Source organism: Cyanobium sp. ATX 6F1 (assembly GCF_024346315.1).
GTDB lineage: Bacteria > Cyanobacteriota > Cyanobacteriia > PCC-6307 > Cyanobiaceae > ATX-6F1.
In genome coordinates this window covers 1-18,738 of the sequence record NZ_JAGQCS010000003.1, presented here as the reverse complement: position 1 = coordinate 18,738, position 18,738 = coordinate 1, and the positions used below count along the sequence as shown (strand labels likewise).

Sequence of the window (18,738 nt, the reverse complement as noted above, 5' to 3'; positions counted from 1 at the left end):
GTTGAACTTCCTGGCTCTCGTCGGCCAGCGGAACCGCATGGTGGAGCTGTCGCGCTTGGAACAAAGATCTAGAACCGGCTCTCCTTATGCATTCAGGGCAACACCCTCGCCTCGCCCTCCAGCTCGAGGTTGCCCTTGCTCAAGCGGGCTTCATCGATGCGAATCGATGGATCCATGGGCAGGCGTGCCACCGCACTCCCCTCGATCGCTCTGATTTCGACGCTGCCTTTCACCGCCTGGGTCATGGCGCAGATCTCGCTGGGTGGTGACCCTTCGCCCGCAACCACCGCAAGGACCAGCACCTCGTCGGCGATGCGCAGGCTCCCCAGGGGCGAACGCCCCAACAACTGCTCCGCCAGCAGGTCCCCCAGCCACCCCCAGGGTGGGCTGGTGAGCGAGCGGTTCAGACCTTCGCCGCTGAAGGCCACGGCGCCCCTGATCTGGAACGATTCCTCCAGCTGCAAGCCCTGGCCCTTGAGCAGGCCGCCCATCTGCACGCGGATCGCGGTGCTGGTGAGCTCCACCCGCTCGAACATCAACTGCTGGTAGACGACCCCCTGGGCCACCACACTCACCCCCTCCAGGCGACCGCGCAGGAGTTGGAGGGCGCTGCCGTGGAGCTGCAGCTCGAGCGCATCGACGGCCTGGCACTGCTGGCGGATCCAGAGCTGCAGGCCGCTGGCCAGCAGCTGCAACGCAGGGCTGGGGCGGGAGTTGTCATGGCCAGTGCTCATGGCTGTTCAGCAGCCCACGCCCAGGCCTCGGCCACCCGCTGGGGCTGATCGAGATGGGGCAGGTGGCCGCAATCCTCCAGCTCCCGCAGGCGCTCCCCCAGCAAGGCCTGGGCGGCGCGCTTCTGGGCCGGCCGCAGGATGCGATCGTTGGCGCCCCAGAGCACCTGCAGGGGCTGGGGGGGCAGGGGATCACCGCAGCCGGCGAAGCCGCCGCTGCGGGCGAAGCGGCCCAGGGCCATCCCCCAGCCGGGCACCGCCAGGGGCAACGAGGCGATCTGCTCCTCGGCGGGGCCCACGCTGCTGGCGGGGTCGGCGAAGGCGGTGCGCACTAGGCCCCGGCGCACGCCGGGAAGGGCGAGAAAGCGCACCCCCAACAGATCCAGCAAGGGCGGCAGCGGCATCGGCCGGCCGGTGAGCCCGGCGGGGGCCAGCAGCAGCAGCCGTTCGATGCGCTCGGGCTGCCGACGGGCCAGCTCCACCGCCACCGATCCGCCCATGGAGGCGCCGATCAGACCCATTGGGTCCGGGGAGATCCGCTCGGCGATGGCCGCCAGCAGGGCCTCCAGGTGAGCCAGCACCCCGGCCGGGTTGTAGGAACCCTCGCTGGGCCGGGGGCAGAAACCGAAGCCGTAGAGGTCGGGGATCACCAGGGTGAAACGGGCCGAGAGCAGGGGCGCCAGGCGCCGGAACTCCAGCAGCGAGCTGTCGAAGCCATGGAGCAGCAGCAGGGGCGGCCCCTGGCCGAGCAGCGCCACCGGCCAGCGACCCTCCAGCCCCGCCAGCTCCCACCACTGCACCGCGGCGGCCAGGTCCCGCCCCTGGGGGTCGATCAGGCTGCGGGCAGCCTCGGCCAGCAGCGCCTCTCCAGCGCTCAAGCCGCGAGCTCGCGCTGGTGCGTGGGGCAGGCGTCGGCGCTCACCAGGGCCCCGAGCAGATCAGCGGGGGTGACCGGGAAAGGGAGATGGTGGAGGTCGGAGTGGGGCAGGCAAGCGAAGGCACAGATCGCCTGCAGATCGCTCAAGGGGGCCGAGGCGAGGCCCAGATCGGCGAGGGTCACGGGCAGGCCGAGGGTGCGAAAGAAGCCCAGCAGCTGACGGCGGGCCTGGGCCGCCAGCTGGTTGCCGGCGAGCTGCTCCTCCAGACGCAGCTGCACCAGGATCCCGAAGCCCACCTTTTCGCCGTGGAGCCTGCCGTGGGTGGCCTCCAGCTGGGTGAGGCCGTTGTGGACCGCATGGGCGGCCACCGTGCGGCAACGGGCGCCACCGAGGCCGCCGATCAGACCGGCGGTGAGGCCACTGGCCTCCGCCACCCGGACCCAGGCCTCACCGCCGGGTTCCGCCAGGGCCGCCTCCCCTTCAAGCAGGAGCTGATCGCGCAGCACCCGCGCCATCTGCACCGCCTGCTGGATCAGGCCGTCGCCGCTGCTGCCGCTGCTCACCTGGGCCTCGTACCACTTGGCCATCGCATCGGCCAGGCCGCTGGCCAGGGTGCGCACGGGCGCCTGGCGCACCAGGCCGTGGTCGAACACCAGCAGCTCCGGGCAGCGATCAAGGGCCACATCGCCCTCGAAGGCACCGGCTGGGGAATAGAGGTTGGCCAGGGCCGTCCAACCGGCGCAGGTGGCGGCGCTGGTGGGCACGGTGAGGCAGGGCAGGTCCAGCCGCTGGGCCAGCAACTTGCCGGCATCGAGCACCTTGCCGCCACCGGCGGCCAGAACCGCATCCACGGCGCGGCCAGCGCGGGCTGCAGCGGTGAGCTCCGCCTGCAGTCGCCCCAGATCCTGCTCGCAGCAGTCGAACTGCAGCTCACCATCAATCGGATCGAGGCCCTGATCGCGCAGATCGGACGCCAACCGCTGGCGCAGTTCGGCGGTGGCGGCGCTGCGACCGAGCAGCAACGGGCGGCGACAAAGGCCGGCGATCAGCGGCAGGGCCTCGGCCCAGGCCGCCTCCCCCCGCAGCACCCGGGCCGGGGCGATCTGGTGCTGGCTGACGGGGCTGGTCATGCCTTGAGTTTAAAAGTCGCGCCCCTTCCCTCGCTTGGCCGTCCTGGGGGGAACCTTGAGCCCGCGTTGATCAGGAAGCCATTGAGGGTCACCGTGAAGGCTGGGGAGAGCGGTTCGGCGCGCCGCCAAGGAGGGCTTGGAGACAGGTCCCATGCGGTGCCGATCTCTAGCCTGAAAACAAGGCAAGGCCAGGCTTGTTCGCATGAACGACGCTGATCTCAAGCAGTCCATCGCGTCCTACGGGGCCCGTGATCTTGGGGAACGGAAATCGTGGTACTCGGCAGCGGCCCAGGTGTACGAACGTGCACGTCCGGCCTATCCCCAGGAGCTGATCGAGCAGGTCATCAAGGTCGCCGGACTGACCCGCTACTCCAGAATCCTTGAGGTGGGATGTGGACCGGCAACCGCCACCCTTGGCTTGGCTCCCTTGGGGTGCCCGATGGTGTGCCTGGAGCCCAACCGAGACTTTGCTGTGGCAGCTCGGCGACGTTGTGAGGCCTACCCCTCGATCGAAATCGTCGAGTCGGCCTTTGAGGAATGGCCCCTGGCTGAACAAGCCTTCGATGCTGTTCTGGCGGCCAGTTCATTTCATTGGGTGACGCCAGAGGTGGCCTACCGCAAGGCCTCTTCAGCACTGAACGAACGCGGCCATCTGATTTTGTTGTGGAACATGGAACTTCAGCCCTCAAAGGCCACCCATGAACTCCTGCTGGAGGCCTACGAGCTGCATGCTCCAGAGCTGATCCGCCATGAAACCAGGGCTGAGCAGCAGCGGATTCTCAGCGTGCTGGCGCAACTCGCCCTGGAATCGGACCTGTTCGGCAACCTGCAGGAGGGGTCGGTTGAAACCCAGCTCACCTGGTCGGCGGATCAGTACCTGGAGTCCTTGGCCACCTACTCCCCCTATCTCCGGTTGGACCCCGAGCGTCGATCAGCGCTGTTCGCGGAGTTACACAGGATCATCGACAAGCTGCCTGGGGGGCAGATCGCCTTGTCGTACCTCTCGGCGTTTCAGATCACCCAGAAACGGCCATCGACCTGATCATCGCCCCGCTGGCGCGCTGGTTCATGACCAGATCAGACCGGAGGCCTGCCTGGAAAGATCCGGTCACCGTTTGGGGGCAGCGCCCCGCCGACAGGAGCAAACCCAAGCCATAGAAAGGATCCAGGCCAGCCTCCCCTTCCCGCCCCCCCAGGACCATGCCCCCCTCCCCGAAGGCCTCTCGCCCCCGCTGGCGCGCCAGCCTCGCCCTCTCCGGGGTGGCCCTGGCCCTGGGCGGCTGCGCCATGGTGCAGGCCACCGCCCTGGCCCCTCGGTTGCAGCCGCCCCTGGCGGTGGGCGCCGGCGGCCGCTGCACCAACGGCAACCGCAACGCCGAGCAGATCTTCAGCGCCTCTAAAAATGGCGTCGCCGTGGTGCGCACCGACCGCGGCCTCGGCAGCGCCTTCGTGGTCGCCCAGCAGAACGGCACCACTTACCTGGTCACCAACGCCCACGTGGTGGAGGGCAGCGACGGGGTGAACCTCAAGTGGGTGGACGGCCGCAGCGACGGAGCCCAGGTGGTGGCCCGGGGCGGCGGCGGCTCCCCCACCAACGACCTGGCCCTGCTGGCGGTGCAGGGCACCCGCGGCCAGGTGCTCAAGCTGAACGATCGGCCCTCCGCCGTGGGCCAGGAGGTGTTCGTGATCGGGGCGCCCAAGGGGCTGGAGTTCAGCCTCAGCCGCGGCGTCGTCAGCAGCCTCCGGGATCGCGACGGCATCCTGCAGATCGATGCGGCGATCAACCCGGGCAACTCCGGCGGCCCGGTGCTCGACGCCCGCAACTGCGTCGCCGGCATCGCCACGTTCAAATACAACGACAGTGAGGGGCTCAACTTCGCCGTCTCCGCGGCGGCGGTGCGCGATTTCCTCAAGCGTTTGCCCGCGGCTGGCGAGGGGTCAGCGGGAGGCAGTGACGACACGGCCCGGGTTCCCTATCCAGAAGCGCGCCCCAGCGAACCGGAGGGCGTGGCACCCGGCGCCCCCAGCGTCTGCGTGTTCCGCCGGGGCGACCAGGCTGACGCCGAGCGCATCCCCTGCCGCCTCAGCCGCCTGCAGAACGACAACGGCCAGACCATCTACGACCTGGCCTGGGCCGACGGCTCCCGCAACGCCTATGCCTTCTTTGAGAGCGGCAAGGTGCTGATCCAGGCCAGCGACGGCCAGGGCGGTTCCGGCAGCGACGAAGGACGCTTCCAGGTGGGGGCCGCCGGGGTGGCGATCCAGAGCAGCCCAGGCAACCTTGCCTTCATTCCTGGGCTCAATCCCGTCCTGAATTGAAGGCGATCCCGGCCCTGACGGGCGCTTCCGGGTGGCCACGATTGACCTCCCCAGGGGGCCGCCCTCTACGCTTCCTGCGACTGAGACGGGCCACAGGGTGCTGAAGGGCGAAGTGAACCGGGCCTTGGAACTCAAGGAGCTGGGCTGGCCGGCCGATGACGTGCGGCGCTACGAGGAGCTGTGGGAGTACCGCCAGCGCTGGGGGGCGATCAACCTCGAACCGGAGGACCGGGCTTACCTGCGCAAGGCCGATGCCGCCCTCCCCAAGCTGCCGACGGGCAAGGGGTCGGTGCGCAAGAGCTTCCGCGACAAGTCGCACGTGCGCTGGCTGAACTTCTACCTGGAGGCCTTCAAGGCCGCCGAGGCGGAACTGGGGCTGACAGGCGTTGAGCTGGGCGCCTGGCGCATCGTGCTCGAAGAAGAGCTGCGCGCCCTGGCCTACGACGAACCGGTGCTGGGGTTGCCCGACACCCTCAAGGCCAAGGCGTTGATCCCGGCTCGGGAAGCCTGGGTGGCGGCCACCGCCGCCGGCGGCCGTGTGCTGCAGGTGGATTTCGCTGCCCCGCTGGCGGCCCTCAAGGCCAGGGAAAAGACCAGCTGGAAGCCCCTGCGGGGCGAGGACAACGCCGCCGCCAGCGACTACCCCGTGCTGGAGGCCCAGGCGGCGGCCAGCTTCCGCTCCCAGGTGCGCCAGGAGGTGGTGGCCCTGATCCGCAGCACCTTCCCCTCGCTCAAGGACACCGAGAAGCCCCTGCCCCCGGACGACTGGCAGCCGGCCTGAAGCGGCGGTGTTCTCCGCCGCCTGCGAGCGCAACAAAGGCCCGATCCTTGAAGTGCTGCGCCGCCGGCTCCCCGCCCGCGCGACGGTGCTGGAGCTGGGCTCGGGCACGGGCCAGCACGCCCAGCATTTCTGCGCCTCGATCGAAGGCCTGAGTTGGCAACCGACGGAGCTGGCGCCCCATCTGGAGATGCTGCGCTTGTTGCTGCTGCAGCCCCCCCGGCCAGAGGGGTTGTTGGAGCCCCTCGCCCTCGACGTGCGCGAGCAGCCCTGGCCAGCGGGCCCCTTCGAGGCGGTGTTCTCGGCCAACACGGCGCACATCATGCCTTGGGAGGCCGTGCTGGCTCTGCTGGCCGGCGCGGCGCAGGTGCTCTCGCCCGAGGGCCTGTTGTTGCTCTATGGCCCCTTCAGCGAGGGCGGCGTGCACAGCGCTGCCAGCAACGCCGCCTTCGACGCCGAGCTGCGGGCCCGCGATCCGTCCATGGGGGTTCGCGATGCCCAGGTGATCCAGGCCGAGGCCGTCCGGGTGGGGCTGAACCTGGCGGAAGGCGTGGATCTGCCCGCCAACAACCGAATGCTGATCTTCCGGAACGGCGTGGGCATGCTTGAGCGATGAGCGAAGCACCCCTGCGCGAGCCGGCGGCTGTGCTGAGGGAGGTGTTCGGCTACGGCGCCTTCCGCGGCCCCCAGGAAGCGATCGTTGACCATGTGCTGGCGGGGGGCTCGGCCCTGGTGCTGATGCCCACGGGGGGCGGCAAATCCCTCTGCTACCAGATCCCCGCCCTCTGCCGGGCCGGCACGGGCGTAGTGATCTCGCCCCTGATCGCCCTGATGCAGGACCAGGTGGAGGCGCTGCGCCAGGCGGGGGTGCGCGCCGCTGCCCTCAACTCCGCCCAGGGCCCCGCCGAGGGCGCCGCCAGCTGGCGGGCCCTGCGCGCCGGCGAGCTGGACCTGCTCTACCTCTCTCCCGAGCGCCTGCTTTCGGGCGACACCCTCGAGCGGCTGGGGGAGCTGCCGATCGCCCTGTTCGCCATCGATGAGGCCCACTGCGTGTCCCAGTGGGGCCACGATTTCCGGCCCGAATACCTGCAGCTGGCCCAGCTGGCGGAACGCTTCCCGGCGGTGCCGCGGCTGGCGCTCACGGCCACGGCCGATCCGCGCACCCGCGAGGAGATCCGCCAGCGCCTGGCGCTGGAAAGCGGCCGGGTGTTCAGCGCCAGCTTCGATCGGCCCAACATCCGCTACCTGCTGCGCGAGAAGGACGACCCCAGCCGCCAGCTGCTGGCCTTCCTTGAGGGGCAAAGGGGCGAGGCGGGCATCGTCTACGCCCGCTCCCGCAGCCGGGTGGAGAGCCTGGCCCAGACGCTGCGGGCGGCGGGCTTCGACGCCCTGGCCTACCACGCGGGCCTGGACAACGACGTGCGCGCCCAGGTGCTGCGGCGCTTCCGCCAGGAGAGCGCCGTGGTGGTGGTGGCCACGGTGGCCTTCGGCATGGGCATCGACAAGCCCGATGTGCGCTTCGTCGCCCATGTGGACCTGCCCAAGAGCCTGGAGGCCTACTACCAGGAAACCGGCCGGGGCGGGCGCGACGGGCTGGCGGCCACCGCCTGGATGGTGCACGGGGCGGGGGATCTGCCCCAGCTGCGCCGCTTCATCGACGACTCCGCCGCCGAGCCGGAGCAGAAGCGGATCGAGCACGGCAAGCTCGATGCCCTGGTGGCCTTCACCGAGGCGGCGGGCTGCCGGCGCCAGGTGCTGCTGGCCCACTTCGGTGAAGCGCTGGCGGAGCCCTGCGGCAACTGTGACCGCTGCCTGGAGCCAGGCCGCTCCAGCGACGGCACCGAGGCCGCCCGCATGGCGCTTTCAGCTGTCTACCGCACGGGCAGCCGCTTCGGGGCGGCCCATTTGGTGGATGTGCTTCTGGGGGCCGACACCGCCCGCATCAGGGAGCTGGCTCACCAGCAACTGAGCGTCTATGGGATCGGCAAGGAGCTCGACAAGGGCCAGTGGCGCAGCCTGTTTCGGCAGCTGGTGGCCCGGGGGCTGCTGGAGAGCGACCCGGAGGCCCGTGGCGGCCTGCGCTTCGGAGCCGATGATCTGGTGCGGCCGCTGCTGCGGGGGGAGAGCCGCTTCGCCGTGCACCTGCCGCCCCCCCGGCAGGTGCAGCGCCGCCAGGGGCCCAGCGGCGCCGAGCGCGCCCGGGCGGGCGACACGGAGCTGGATCGCGAAGGCGAAGCCCTGCTGGCGGCCCTCAAGGAGTGGCGGCGGGAACAGGCCCGCAGCCAGGGGGTGCCCCCCTACGTGGTGTTCCACGACCGCACCCTGGTGGAGGTGGCGGCACTGCGGCCCTCCAGCACTGGCGAACTGGCCCAGGTGAGCGGTGTGGGGGCCGCCAAGCTGGAGCGCTACGGCGAAGCCGTCCTGGCGGTGATCAGCACGCGCTGAGCCGACCGAACCACAGGGGCCCAGGCCCTCAGAGGGCGCGGCGGTCGAGGGCCTCGGCCAGGCGCGTGGCGGCGGCCGCGAGATCGGCCTGGGGATCGGGGGCAGCAACGGCCTCCTCCTTGCGGCGCAGGCGTTCGATCGCGCGCACGATCAGAAACACCACGAAGGCGATCACCACGAAGTTGATCAGCGCCACGATCACGGCGCCGGCGGGCCAGGCGGCGATCGAGGCCACGTTGGCGGCCTTGAGGGCCGGAGCCAGCAGCGTGGTCATCACCAGGCTGACCACCGCATCCACCACCTTGCCGAAGGCTCCGGCGATGACCACGGCCACCGCCAGATCGACCACATCGCCCTTGTTGATGAACTCCTGGAAATCGCGAAGGAAGGAACTGCGGCGGGGTGCCATGGAAGGAAGAACGCAATCGCGGAGGCTACCGCCTGAGCGGAAGTAGCCCAGCGGCTGAGACAACGACAGCCCAGGGCGGTGATGATCCAGTCGCCAAGCAACGCCCATGGCCATCCCTGAATCCGCCGCCGAAGCGCTCCGCTGGGCCCTGACCCTGCTGGTACCTCTGCTGGTGGCCGTGCTGCTGAGCGCCCTTCTGCCAGGCGCTGGGCTCACGGCGCGGACCCGGCGCTGGCTGAGTGGGTTGCAGGTCCTGGGGCTGGTGATGGCCCTGATCGGTGTGATCACGCCCTTGGTGCTGTTCCCCGTGGTGATCGTGCTGATGTTCTGCGCGATCTTCAGCGGACTGCTGCAGATCCTCAGCCAGTTCACGGCCAGCTTCTCCTGCCCGGACTTACCGCTGGCGGCGCAAGCTCCTGTGTTGATCCAGCCCGGGGTGGGGCTGCTGGTGTTCGCCACGGCGCGGCGCTGGCTGTTGAGGCGACACACTTAAGCCAAGGCACCCAGCTCAGATGGCAGGTGATGGCAGGGTGGGCGTAAACCCCTTCGAGAGCTGAACAACGTCGTGTGACAACACACTCGGTCCACCCATCTCTCGAATGAAAAACTCAGTGGAGGATTTGAGTAGATCCAGCTTCGAGCCATCGTCTGGTGACCAATGCCAGGATCAAAAGGAGTCAAAACCTTCCTGGTTGTTGCTACGGCTTTGGATGAGCTTTGAAAAAATCCCAGATCACCTGCGTTCCACTGATGTCGTGACAGGTGTTGCCAACGAGCCATCTGGGCAGGATCGCTGGAGCACCCGGCCAGGTGTGACCGCCTCCGTTCATGCGGTAGAGCACGACTTCCGTACCAGCCTTACCAACGGCATAGCTGAACGACTGGACACGGCAGCCGTCATGTTTGTCGGTGTCAGGGAGATCCTTGATCACCGGCTGTAGCTGGGAGCCGTTGCGCTTGAGCCATTGGTGGATCACTGCGTCGGTGGAGATGATCCGCCCACGGTTGAGCGCGGAACGGGCTGCGATGTTGCCACCACCAAAAGGCACGAGCGGATCATCGGTTCCCTGCAGGATCAACACCGACACGGCTGCTCCGGTTGGAACGAGAAGCTGTAGGGCTCGGCCAAACCGCCGGCCACCGGAGCGATCGCCGCGATCCGCGTTGACAGGCGAGCGCCCAGGGCATGGGAGAAGATTCCACCATTGCTGATGCCGGCGGCGTAGACGCGCTTGGGATCGAGTGGATGGACCCTGGCCACATCGTCAACCAGGGCGGCCATGAAGCCGAGGTCATCGACCCTGTCGCGCTGGGCTGCAATCCCCGCAGCATCGCGGCCATCGTTCCAGCTCCTGCCCACGCCCTCGGGGTAAGCGACAAGAAAACCCTCTCGATCCGCGAGCTCACTGAAGCCGCTATGGCGCTCAATCTGCAAGGCCGTGCCGCCACCACCGTGGAACACCAGGACAAGGGCCGCTGACTTGTTCTTCGGCAACCCAGGCGGACGATGGAGGTAATAGGTTCGGCTGAGAGCACCGACCTTGATCGTTCGCGTGAGCGTGCCCCTCACCGACTGCGCGAGACACCCAGCTCCGATCAGGACGAACGCAGCCAACACCACCAGGATGGCCGTCAGATGCTTCTTCATGTTGTCTTCATGCCATTTGGAGAGATTGGCACAACCTCCATGGGTTCAATGGAATGACCCCTTGATGTCGGATCAAATCGGCGCACGAAAGGAGGCGAAGCCGACTGAATCGCGACCGCTCAAGCCACGTGCGCGGCCCAGCCGTGATAGCTGTTGACCTTGAGCTTACTCATTCTTGACAATATCGACTGAGATCTCAACCGCCGGAATCATTCCTCTGTTCTCAAGCCAATGGGTGGTGTTCCTGTCCTCGGGCCAGCCCACGCCCGGCCCATAGTCCGTAGCGACTCCATTTCGATGGTCAGTGATTGTTCCTTGCAGGATGTAGACGATTCCTGGTCTGTCTTGATGGTCGTGAATCGGACCGAAGACGCCTCCAGGCTCAATGGTCACCCTACGCATTCGAAGTTGGCGGCCAGCCATGCCCACGATCTCAGGGCCAAGGTCAAGCGTAGAAAGCAAAATCGTCGCAACACCCTTCGTCTCAGGTGCAACCGGTTCGTTGCTCGTCATGATCCTATCTCCGAACATCCAAATCCTAACGACTCACCTCAGCGGCCTGGCCATAAGGATGTGTGATTAACAACCACGACACCCCACTAGGTTCGACGCAATGCAGTTCACATCAGCATTCAAGTAAGTTGCAAAATTACATGACCGACTGTCACCTCTGGCGCCGATGCGCCCGTGTCAGGGATGTTCCTCGCAATATAGTCCTTCGCCTTGAGCAGGCTCTCATCAATTCCAGCCTGGTCCTGGCAAACGGTCACCGAAAGGCCACCATGCTCGGTATGAGCGAGTGTGTAGGAAACGAACCCTTTCACAGAACGGAGCAGGCGCTCAACATCGGCCGATTGCTGCTCCAGCGCATCAAATGTCTCCTTAGCACCCTTACCCGAGTAGCTCCGAATAACAACTTTCATGATTCAACGACGTTCAATGGGTTTGATTGAAGATGTTGTAGAGGAGCACCCTCACGGCCGATCACAAGCCCAGAGCTTCCAATGATGCGTACTCAGCGGCTGAGTGGACGAACAATCGCATTCGCGCCAGTCGAAGGTAGAATCATGGTAAGTCTGTGATAACTAGCCATAAAAGCCGTTGATATTTCTTAGCCTTGACGGTCACTGGCCCCATGCGGAACTTAGCAAAAGTGTCAACATTTTTAGAAAGCGCAGCACACATGAAAAAGCTTTCGATCAAGGTTCTTGCCAAGGTGCACCACCAATTGCTGGAGCGCATCGTCAGAACTCTGGTTCATCGACTGAATAGCCTCTCTGCTCAAGCTCACGCTGTAAATGGGCCAGCTTAAAAGTCCAGAACACGATGAACTCTGCATTGCCTACCACGTTGTGCTCAATGCGCAATCCATCCGAAAACAGGCCGCTGCATGGGCTGAGTCTCCGAATCGAACCCTTGGGGAAAACCCAGCTCATGCCCAGGCAGGAGATGGTCAACACCGAATCAGCCACCAGAATCGAGGCGAATGGCCACGATGCGTTGAAGGAGAAGAAGGTGCCACCGCCAACCCTAACGCCACCGATTTGAGAAAACGTCGCTCTCATCTCATGACCCTCTCAATGGCCTCAGCCCGAAAAATAGCTGAAGGAGAATGACTTGCAGAATACAAGGGATCCGTTGACCCATGTACTGTAGTTTGAAGGTGAACAAGAGCGCAAGTCATCAGAGCGCCCGATAGATGATCAGCTCCGCACGCTAGAGCTTATCGCTGAAGTCATCCATCAACTGGTAACCAGAGTCCCCACCGGGAAAAGGCCGTGAATACCTGAGCCTGGATTGACGTAGCGCTGCTTGAGATCCACACCCTCCACGTAGCCTGAGCCAACTTGATGGGATCGAGGCCGCTGGCAGAGGGAAGCGAGCCCCATTGGTGCAACAACTATCGCGACCTTGCAATGAATTGACTTCCATGACTTGAATCGGCTTGGGACATGTGCAGCAAGCTCATGATCATTCGCGAGAGTCAGATTACTTGATAACCAAATTCTTGCTCTCACTTTTTAGAAATTGCATGGCACTCTCCTTTGATTTGGGGACATAGATTCGAAGCAGCGCGGCGAAAGGTGAAGGTGTCTCGACGTTGTTCGCGCTACCGGGAGAGTTGAACCGGATTGTGTAGGAACCATCGGGGTTGGGGATGGCCTCTGAATTCGAAAGGGCGGCCTTGTCCCTGGCCAGCCAGCCTTCACTGTTGTAGGTGGTGATCGACCAGAAACCGCCTCGGTCAGAATCGACTTCCGGCGGCATAAAGGTGAGGCTCGATGGCAACGCCTTGCCCTCCTTGTTCTCTGTACGATTCGCAATCGGAGCGTAGGCCGCATGTTCGACCGAGAGACCACCCCATCCGTAGGCGGTGGCGTAGAGATGATCCTGCGGTTCGGTCTCCGACACTCCGCCTTGGGCCCTGCTGGTGTCTGGCAGTTTCCCAGCCTGAACGTCCTTGATCAGCGCCGTACGGATCACCTCCATCTGCTTTTGATCGATCACAATGTCAGGAGTTGCATAGGGAACGGCTGAGGCCGCCTCGATGGTTGCCATCCCCTGAAGGGTATGGGTGGCAGCGAGTCCGCCTTGCGCTTCCGGAAGCTTTCGGATTCGCATGTTGAGGTAGACGTAGTTGCCGTATGTCAGATCATCGAGGGTAATGGTGAGAGTCTTACCGGGATACACCACACCAACGATGTAGTTCTGCTGGTCGATGATCTCGATGATGTGATAGGTCTTGCTTGCCGGCACGGAGAGTGTCGCTCCGCTCCGGACGTCCACGACGGCACTGGAATAGATGACATCCTGATTTTCCCGGATGACCTGCTGTGTCTTGACGTTGCTGACATCACGCTGATGCGCCCAGGTGTTGATACTCGCCTTGGCAAGGCTTCGTTTGATGTTGAAATCGGTCTCCGAGACTTTGTAAGCGGTGTCCGTCACTCCAAAATCAGACGGTGAAGCGAATGTTGAGTTTGTCATCTCAGCTCATTGAATTGGCGTTGCCTTAGGCAGCTTGTAACTTCCATCCAGGACGGATGGCCCTGGACGATACACACGCATCAGGAAGTTCCATCCTTCGGTCACATCCAGCCGGTTCGGAACGGCACCACACAGTTGCTTTGATCCGAAAGACACGGTGAACGTGCCGTCGGCATTGAGCTTCACATTCGAGGAATTGACCAGACTGTTCTCGCTCTTGATGAACCCATCGTTGCCGTAAATCAAAATCGACCAGAAGGCTTTGTTCTCCGGCACCTTGTAGGTGGCTGTGTGGCAAACCTTTGGATTATGGCCGCCGCTGTAGTTCAGGTAGGTGGCGTCCCATTCGGGGAAGAGCCCCCAGGCCGCCGCAGCCGCAATGTGACGGATCTTTTCAACAACCTTACCGCGCGGTCCCTGCATCCCCTTCCAACTGCTGTACTGCGCTGAATCCTTTTCATACTGCGCGGTCAAGGTCTTCAGAGAGGGGCGATCCCATTTGAACTTGGGCAGTGGATCGGCGCTGTTGGCCTTGATGACGAACTGATCCTGCAACTTGTTGACCAGGGCGATTTCGTCTGGATCTTTCGGATTAACCACTTGGATGCGCACTCCGACGCCCAGGTATTTAGTGTCCTTCGGGAGTTGGTGGGTGCCCTCCGTGTAGATCACAAACGGTACGTAGTGATCATTGTCAACGAGATACACCGACGCGTAGCGACCTTTTGGCAGTTTAGGGACAGTAATTGTTGCACCCTTGGATGTGTCGACAACACCCATGGAGTAAAGCGTATCGCGGTTCATCCGCACGACATTCTGCTTATCGAGCGGCGTGGGAGTGCGGAAGTGATAGAAGCGATTGACGCCCCCTGCCATTTTCACGATCTCGGCGAACTGCCGATCGGTTTCGGCCCGGATATAGGTCTTCGGCGTCACCTTGACGCCAGCTTCAGGGAGGCGTTGTTGCGTGATGCTCTGCTTGACAACGGGGGTTTGTGCAGCGACCGGCTGGACGATCGTCGTCGCACACAGCGCCATCACAACGCCCGCGAAGTTGAAAATTTTCCGGGTGGTTCGTTTCATCCGCAACAATCAATTTGATGACTTGAGCCTAGGTTGTTAAGCCAGCTGAGGCACTGGTTCAGCTGGCCAGACGACAACGACCGGAACCGGTCTCAATCCCCCTTGGGCGTGAGCGCCTTCATGGCTTCGTCAATATTGAAGTCCAGGCTCTCCATGCGCGGCGGATAGTCTTTGAGCGACTTGATCAGCACGCCGACCTGAGCGAAGGCGGGCGCATAGGTCCAGGCGTGGTTCTCCTGCCATTCATCGAAACCGCGCGAATGCTCCATGCGCTCGAATGGATCAAGCTTCAGGTTGGTGACGAGCGGCGTCAGCATGTCCTGCTGGACGCCATTGAACCACTTGTCCTGCTTGACGAACAGGAACTTCCAGTCGCCGTAGCGGATGCCGTGGAGCTTGGTCTCGGTGAAGTAGTAGAACTCCTTGCGCTTGGACTTGCCCTTGCCGGTGATCAGTTCAGTCTGGTCGTACCCATCGAGGTGGATGTGGGTGTAAGTCTGCTCGCCCGCCTGGTAACTGGTGAGGAGTTTCTCCTTCACATTCGGCTCACCGACAGCGGCCATCAGGGTGGGAATCCAGTCTTCCATGGTCATGAACTCACCGGTCGTCTCGCCCGCGGGGATCCTGCCGGGCCACTTCACGAGCATCGGCACCCGGAAGCCGCCTTCCTTGCCGCCGACGCCTTTCTCACCGCCGAACGGGGTGTTGCCGCCATCGGGCCAACTGTTCATGGCCGGACCGTTGTCGGTGGAGAACATGACGATCGTGTTGTCCGCGACGCCCAAGTCGTCGAGCTGCTTGAGGAGTTCGCCGACCGTGTCGTCGAGTTCCATCATGCCGTCGGCATAGAGGCCATAGCCACTCTTGCCCTCGTACTCGGGCGACAGGTTGGTGCGGTAGTGCATCCTCGTGGTGTTGTGCCAGACAAAGAACGGTGTGTCGGCCTGGACCGCGTCGTTGATGAAGCGCTTGGATTCGACGAGGATTTCAGAATCCAGCGTCCGCTGGCGCTGCTGCCCGAACGGGCCTTTGTCTTCAATCTTCTGCGTGCCATCCGGATTCGCCCAGGAGTGAACGACGCCGCGCTGGGCGAATTGTTTGGCGACTTCGGGGTCCTTCGGAAAGTCGTACTGCTCTGTGTATTCCCCGGCATTGAGGTGATACAGGATCCCGAAGAACTCATCGAAGCCGTGGGCGGTGGGCAGGTGCTCATCGCGGTCGCCGAGGTGGTTCTTGCCAAACTGCCCCGTGGCGTAGCCGAGCGGCTTGAGCAGGTTGGCCAGCGTTGGGTCAGCCTTGTTCAGGCCCTGTTCCGCACCCGGCAAGCCGACGGTCGCCAAACCGACCCGGATCGGATACTGCCCCGTGATGAACGCCGCGCGTCCCGCGGTGCAGGAGGCCTGGCCGTAGTGATCCATGAAAATCAGCCCCTCCTTACCGATGCGATCGATGTTCGGCGTGCTGCCACCCATCATTCCGCGGTGATAGGCGCTGATGTTCCACATGCCAACGTCGTCACCCCAGATGATCAGGATGTTGGGCTTGCTCGATTGACTCATCCTGGGCTCCTTGGGTAATGGGTGAAGGCTGGCTGACGTTCGCCATCGCGAGGCCAAAAGCTGTAGTGACCGCAGAGGAGAACGATTCGGTGGCGGCTCTAGTCTGTGGCGATGGTGGCTAATTCTATGCCGGCATTAAACGTCGCACGGCTTGAGCTCCGCACACTTAGCAATCAGTCATGACATCTTCGGGTCAACCTCGTCTTGATCATCAAAGGCCAGGACGTCGGTAGGGAATGCATTGAGCTCCAACGACTTGCAGCACAGGATTGACTCTGCACTCGCCAGCCGATTGAGGGCAAGTCCGCCCGTACTTTCCTGGCCTTGGTTGAAGACTCTTGACTCATGCCATGAGTGCCACCGAGGTGGTCCCCGAGACAGGCTGGATCAGTTCAATCTGGGTGTCCCAGCACAGGCGAGATGAAGGTTGCAGAGCCAATCTCCGGGCTTGCCGAGATACGTGCCTTCGGTATCCTTTGCAGCAAGATCCTCCATGTGCATGAAGCGCCTGATTCCCTTCGTTTCAACGAAGAACTTCTCGGCGGCTGAACGATCTCGGACAATCCAGGCAACTTGGCAGAAGACTGGAGCAAGGACTGGCTTGGTCATGGTTGACCTCCAATAGATGCTGTGTGAATCGAGACGGGCTAACGGTCGGATTCAGTTGCCTTGCGGAGCAGAGCGGAGCCATGTCGGCTGCTTTCCGTTGTTAGATTGTGCCACTCTGTTCCAGAGTTATCACTACGTTTCCTCTTTTGTGTCCTTTGTCCACGTAACGGTGCGCCTCGGCAATCTGCTCCAAGGGATAACGTCTATCGATGACTGCTCTTATCTTCCCCGCCTCAATCAGTTCTTTGATGAACATTAGATCTTCTTTGCACTCGGTTGGCGACCCAAACAACACTTTCTTCCCGCCGATTATGGAAGTCCATAGCATTTGAATCAACTCCTGTGGCCCGCCGGCCACTGCGAGATAAAGTCCCTTTTGCTTCAGGGAGTTCTTACAACGTGAAAACGAAGTCTTGCCTACGACTGTGTCCAAGATGATGTCGTACAACTCACCATTTTGGATAAAATTCTCTTGGGTGTAATCAATGACCTTATCGGCCCCCAGGGATTTCACCAATTCTAAATTCGTGGCACTGCATACCCCGGTGACTTCTGCCTCATAGTACCTGGCAAGTTGAACCGCATAAGTACCGACCCCTCCAGAAGCGCCATTGATCAGGACTTTTTGTCCGCGCTGAATCTTCGCCATATCTCTCAGAAAGAACAAGGCAGTTCCCGCTCCAAAAGGAAGAGCGGCAGCTTCCTCGTGTGTTACAAAGGCCGGCTTCATTGCTAATGCCCCTGCTTCAGGCCGACACACATACTCGGCATAAGCGCCGAAGCTATCTGAGCCGATGCCAAAAACGTGGTCACCCTTCTTAAATGATTTCACGCCTTTGCCTACGGCTTCAATTTCTCCAGCCAGCTCAGTCCCCAGGATTGTTCTTTTTGGCCTTCTAAGACCAAACATTAATCGTGGTAGGGGCCCGAATCCGGGAGGGACAAAGGTAAACCCCCGAACGTTCACGTCCCCTGTGGTTACGGTTGCCGCATAGACTTTTATCAGAACTTCATTATCCTTTGGCGTAGGTTTTTCCACCTCTTTGAGCTGAAGAACATCCGGTGCCCCGTATTCTGTGTACACAATCGCTTTCATGGGTTTCCTCCAAGCTTTCTATGAACCGGTGATCTTAAAAATTCACCACAATCTAACTCTATTTCGACAGTTCGCCCATCCAGCCACGTCTTGCCACCCCTTTTCAGCCCTTCTCCGCTCAGCACATCAGACGATTTTCTCAGGTGCGCGTTCTACTGCAACCCCCTTTCGTCCCATTCCTGGCCGCGGAAACCTGCATAACACACTCACCCTATCAAGCCCCGCTAAGGGCTGATCCGCTGGGCTCTACACCTTGCTTCCCCATGATCGATAAGGTGCTTGAAAGTTGCTTCGTCATTCCATGGCCTGCATTGGTACCTCCTGGATAGTGAAAAAGACCTGACCCCTTTCAACAGTTGGGTATCAAACCAATGCCGGAAGTTGTGTACCTGCTGCCTGGTTTGCTGAGTCCTTTCAGCCGCCCTGAGGTTCCTTGCACCGCAACTATTGGGGAAGGCCAACTGTGAGCAACTCCGCCGTGGGGGCTTTGAGCACTTCCACCCGAAGGCATGGGAGATCTCAGCCGCCAATCCCCATACACCCAGCTCCGGCTGCAGGAGCAACACCAACACCTGATGCGGGGTGTCTCAAACCCCAGCCCGTCATCATTCACAAAAAAGGGGGCCCATCGGCCCCCCAAATCTTCTGAATCAGAGGCGCTAAGCGCCCGCCCCTCAGGCACTCGCCCCTGCCAACTCCGGCAGCGGCGCGGTGATGGTCTGGTGGCGGATCACCACCTGCTTCTCCTCGTTGACATCCACCAGGGCGGAATCGCCATCCTTGAGGCGCCCGGTGAGGAACTCCTCGGCCAGGCTGTCTTCCAGCAGGCGCATCACGGCGCGGGCTGTTGAGGCACATAGCGCCCGATGACGCCGAGACCAGTTCCAGTGCACTTGCCGGTGCCTGGGTCCTACAACCCAGGCACCGGCCCCCCATCACCCGTGAGTTGCCAGGCCGCCCAGTATTTATGGTCGCCCCAATCTTTCTGCTTGGGATGACTCCGGAACTCCTCCTGCACCTGCACCAGCGCCTCCATACGACCCACTCCCTTATGCAGCAGTTCGT

General features: G+C 62.8%; 21 protein-coding genes. 6 read left to right on the top strand and 15 right to left on the bottom strand.

Annotation, left to right across the window (positions count from 1 at the left end):
- Window positions 1-92 precede the first annotated feature (92 nt).
- The 3 genes from KBZ13_RS05230 to KBZ13_RS05220 are packed head-to-tail and all read right to left on the bottom strand — an operon-like array spanning window position 93 to window position 2,739.
- Complete coding sequence (locus KBZ13_RS05230) at window positions 93-734, bottom strand: DUF2993 domain-containing protein (RefSeq protein ID WP_255007175.1); 642 nt, start codon at window positions 732-734, stop codon at window positions 93-95.
- On the bottom strand, window positions 731-1,609 hold the full coding sequence (locus KBZ13_RS05225) for an alpha/beta fold hydrolase (protein WP_255007173.1): 879 nt from the start codon (window positions 1,607-1,609) through the stop codon (window positions 731-733). Before KBZ13_RS05225 ends, KBZ13_RS05230 begins: the two co-directional genes overlap by 4 nt.
- The gene (locus KBZ13_RS05220; RefSeq protein WP_255007171.1) at window positions 1,606-2,739 is read right to left on the bottom strand and encodes an iron-containing alcohol dehydrogenase family protein; all 1,134 of its coding nucleotides are present in this window, start codon (window positions 2,737-2,739) and stop codon (window positions 1,606-1,608) included. Before KBZ13_RS05220 ends, KBZ13_RS05225 begins: the two co-directional genes overlap by 4 nt.
- 202 nt (window positions 2,740-2,941) lie before the next feature.
- Between KBZ13_RS05220 and KBZ13_RS05215 the strand changes: the two genes are divergently transcribed.
- The 5 genes from KBZ13_RS05215 to recQ all read left to right on the top strand — a co-directional run bounded on the left by KBZ13_RS05215 (window position 2,942) and on the right by recQ (window position 8,281).
- The gene (locus KBZ13_RS05215; protein WP_255007170.1) at window positions 2,942-3,781 is read left to right on the top strand and encodes a class I SAM-dependent methyltransferase; all 840 of its coding nucleotides are present in this window, start codon (window positions 2,942-2,944) and stop codon (window positions 3,779-3,781) included.
- A 158-nt stretch (window positions 3,782-3,939) separates the two neighbouring features.
- Window positions 3,940-5,058, top strand: coding sequence for a S1C family serine protease (locus KBZ13_RS05210; RefSeq protein WP_255007169.1), 1,119 nt, complete (start codon window positions 3,940-3,942; stop codon window positions 5,056-5,058).
- 97 nt (window positions 5,059-5,155) lie between these two features.
- Window positions 5,156-5,839, top strand: coding sequence for a hypothetical protein (locus KBZ13_RS05205; RefSeq protein ID WP_255007168.1), 684 nt, complete (start codon window positions 5,156-5,158; stop codon window positions 5,837-5,839).
- Window positions 5,840-5,846: 7 nt separating this feature from the next.
- A complete protein-coding gene (locus tag KBZ13_RS05200) occupies window positions 5,847-6,452 on the top strand; it encodes a DUF938 domain-containing protein (protein ID WP_255007167.1) in 606 nt (201 codons plus the stop codon).
- Entirely contained in the window at window positions 6,449-8,281 is a 1,833-nt protein-coding gene (gene recQ, locus KBZ13_RS05195) for a DNA helicase RecQ (RefSeq protein ID WP_255007166.1), read from the top strand. Before KBZ13_RS05200 ends, recQ begins: the two co-directional genes overlap by 4 nt.
- A 28-nt stretch (window positions 8,282-8,309) precedes the next feature.
- Here recQ and mscL read toward each other — a convergent pair whose 3' ends face one another.
- Window positions 8,310-8,690, bottom strand: a complete 381-nt coding sequence (gene mscL / locus KBZ13_RS05190; protein ID WP_255007164.1) for a large conductance mechanosensitive channel protein MscL — start codon at window positions 8,688-8,690, stop codon at window positions 8,310-8,312.
- 106 nt (window positions 8,691-8,796) lie between these two features.
- On the opposite strand from mscL, the gene KBZ13_RS05185 reads away from it, so the two are divergent.
- On the top strand, window positions 8,797-9,183 hold the full coding sequence (locus tag KBZ13_RS05185; RefSeq protein ID WP_255007162.1) for a hypothetical protein: 387 nt from the start codon (window positions 8,797-8,799) through the stop codon (window positions 9,181-9,183).
- A 205-nt stretch (window positions 9,184-9,388) separates the two neighbouring features.
- On the opposite strand, the gene KBZ13_RS05180 is transcribed toward KBZ13_RS05185, so the two are convergent.
- The 11 genes from KBZ13_RS05180 to KBZ13_RS05130 form a co-directional block, all read right to left on the bottom strand.
- Window positions 9,389-9,778, bottom strand: coding sequence for a hypothetical protein (locus KBZ13_RS05180; RefSeq protein ID WP_255007161.1), 390 nt, complete (start codon window positions 9,776-9,778; stop codon window positions 9,389-9,391).
- A complete protein-coding gene (locus KBZ13_RS05175; RefSeq protein ID WP_255007159.1) occupies window positions 9,766-10,338 on the bottom strand; it encodes an alpha/beta hydrolase family esterase in 573 nt (190 codons plus the stop codon). Before KBZ13_RS05175 ends, KBZ13_RS05180 begins: the two co-directional genes overlap by 13 nt.
- 165 nt (window positions 10,339-10,503) lie before the next feature.
- Window positions 10,504-10,851, bottom strand: coding sequence for a cupin domain-containing protein (locus KBZ13_RS05170; protein ID WP_255007157.1), 348 nt, complete (start codon window positions 10,849-10,851; stop codon window positions 10,504-10,506).
- 119 nt (window positions 10,852-10,970) lie between these two features.
- Window positions 10,971-11,261, bottom strand: a complete 291-nt coding sequence (locus KBZ13_RS05165) for a hypothetical protein (RefSeq protein ID WP_255007155.1) — start codon at window positions 11,259-11,261, stop codon at window positions 10,971-10,973.
- A 321-nt stretch (window positions 11,262-11,582) separates the two neighbouring features.
- Window positions 11,583-11,903, bottom strand: a complete 321-nt coding sequence (locus KBZ13_RS05160) for a hypothetical protein (protein WP_255007153.1) — start codon at window positions 11,901-11,903, stop codon at window positions 11,583-11,585.
- Between the two features lie 424 nt (window positions 11,904-12,327).
- Window positions 12,328-13,287: a DUF1254 domain-containing protein gene (locus KBZ13_RS05155; RefSeq protein WP_255007152.1), complete on the bottom strand. Its 960-nt coding sequence runs from the start codon at window positions 13,285-13,287 to the stop codon at window positions 12,328-12,330.
- A 45-nt stretch (window positions 13,288-13,332) separates the two neighbouring features.
- On the bottom strand, window positions 13,333-14,409 hold the full coding sequence (locus tag KBZ13_RS05150; protein ID WP_255007151.1) for a DUF1254 domain-containing protein: 1,077 nt from the start codon (window positions 14,407-14,409) through the stop codon (window positions 13,333-13,335).
- Window positions 14,410-14,501: 92 nt separating this feature from the next.
- A complete protein-coding gene (locus tag KBZ13_RS05145; protein WP_255007150.1) occupies window positions 14,502-15,968 on the bottom strand; it encodes an arylsulfatase in 1,467 nt (488 codons plus the stop codon).
- A gap of 387 nt (window positions 15,969-16,355) precedes the next feature.
- On the bottom strand, window positions 16,356-16,577 hold the full coding sequence (locus tag KBZ13_RS05140; RefSeq protein WP_255007149.1) for a hypothetical protein: 222 nt from the start codon (window positions 16,575-16,577) through the stop codon (window positions 16,356-16,358).
- Between the two features lie 100 nt (window positions 16,578-16,677).
- Window positions 16,678-17,673 carry an NAD(P)-dependent alcohol dehydrogenase gene (locus tag KBZ13_RS05135; RefSeq protein ID WP_255007148.1) on the bottom strand — a complete coding sequence of 332 codons (996 nt, stop codon included), beginning with the start codon at window positions 17,671-17,673 and terminating at the stop codon, window positions 16,678-16,680.
- 674 nt (window positions 17,674-18,347) lie between these two features.
- A complete protein-coding gene (locus tag KBZ13_RS05130; protein ID WP_255007767.1) occupies window positions 18,348-18,506 on the bottom strand; it encodes a hypothetical protein in 159 nt (52 codons plus the stop codon).
- Between the last annotated feature and the right edge of the window lie 232 nt (window positions 18,507-18,738).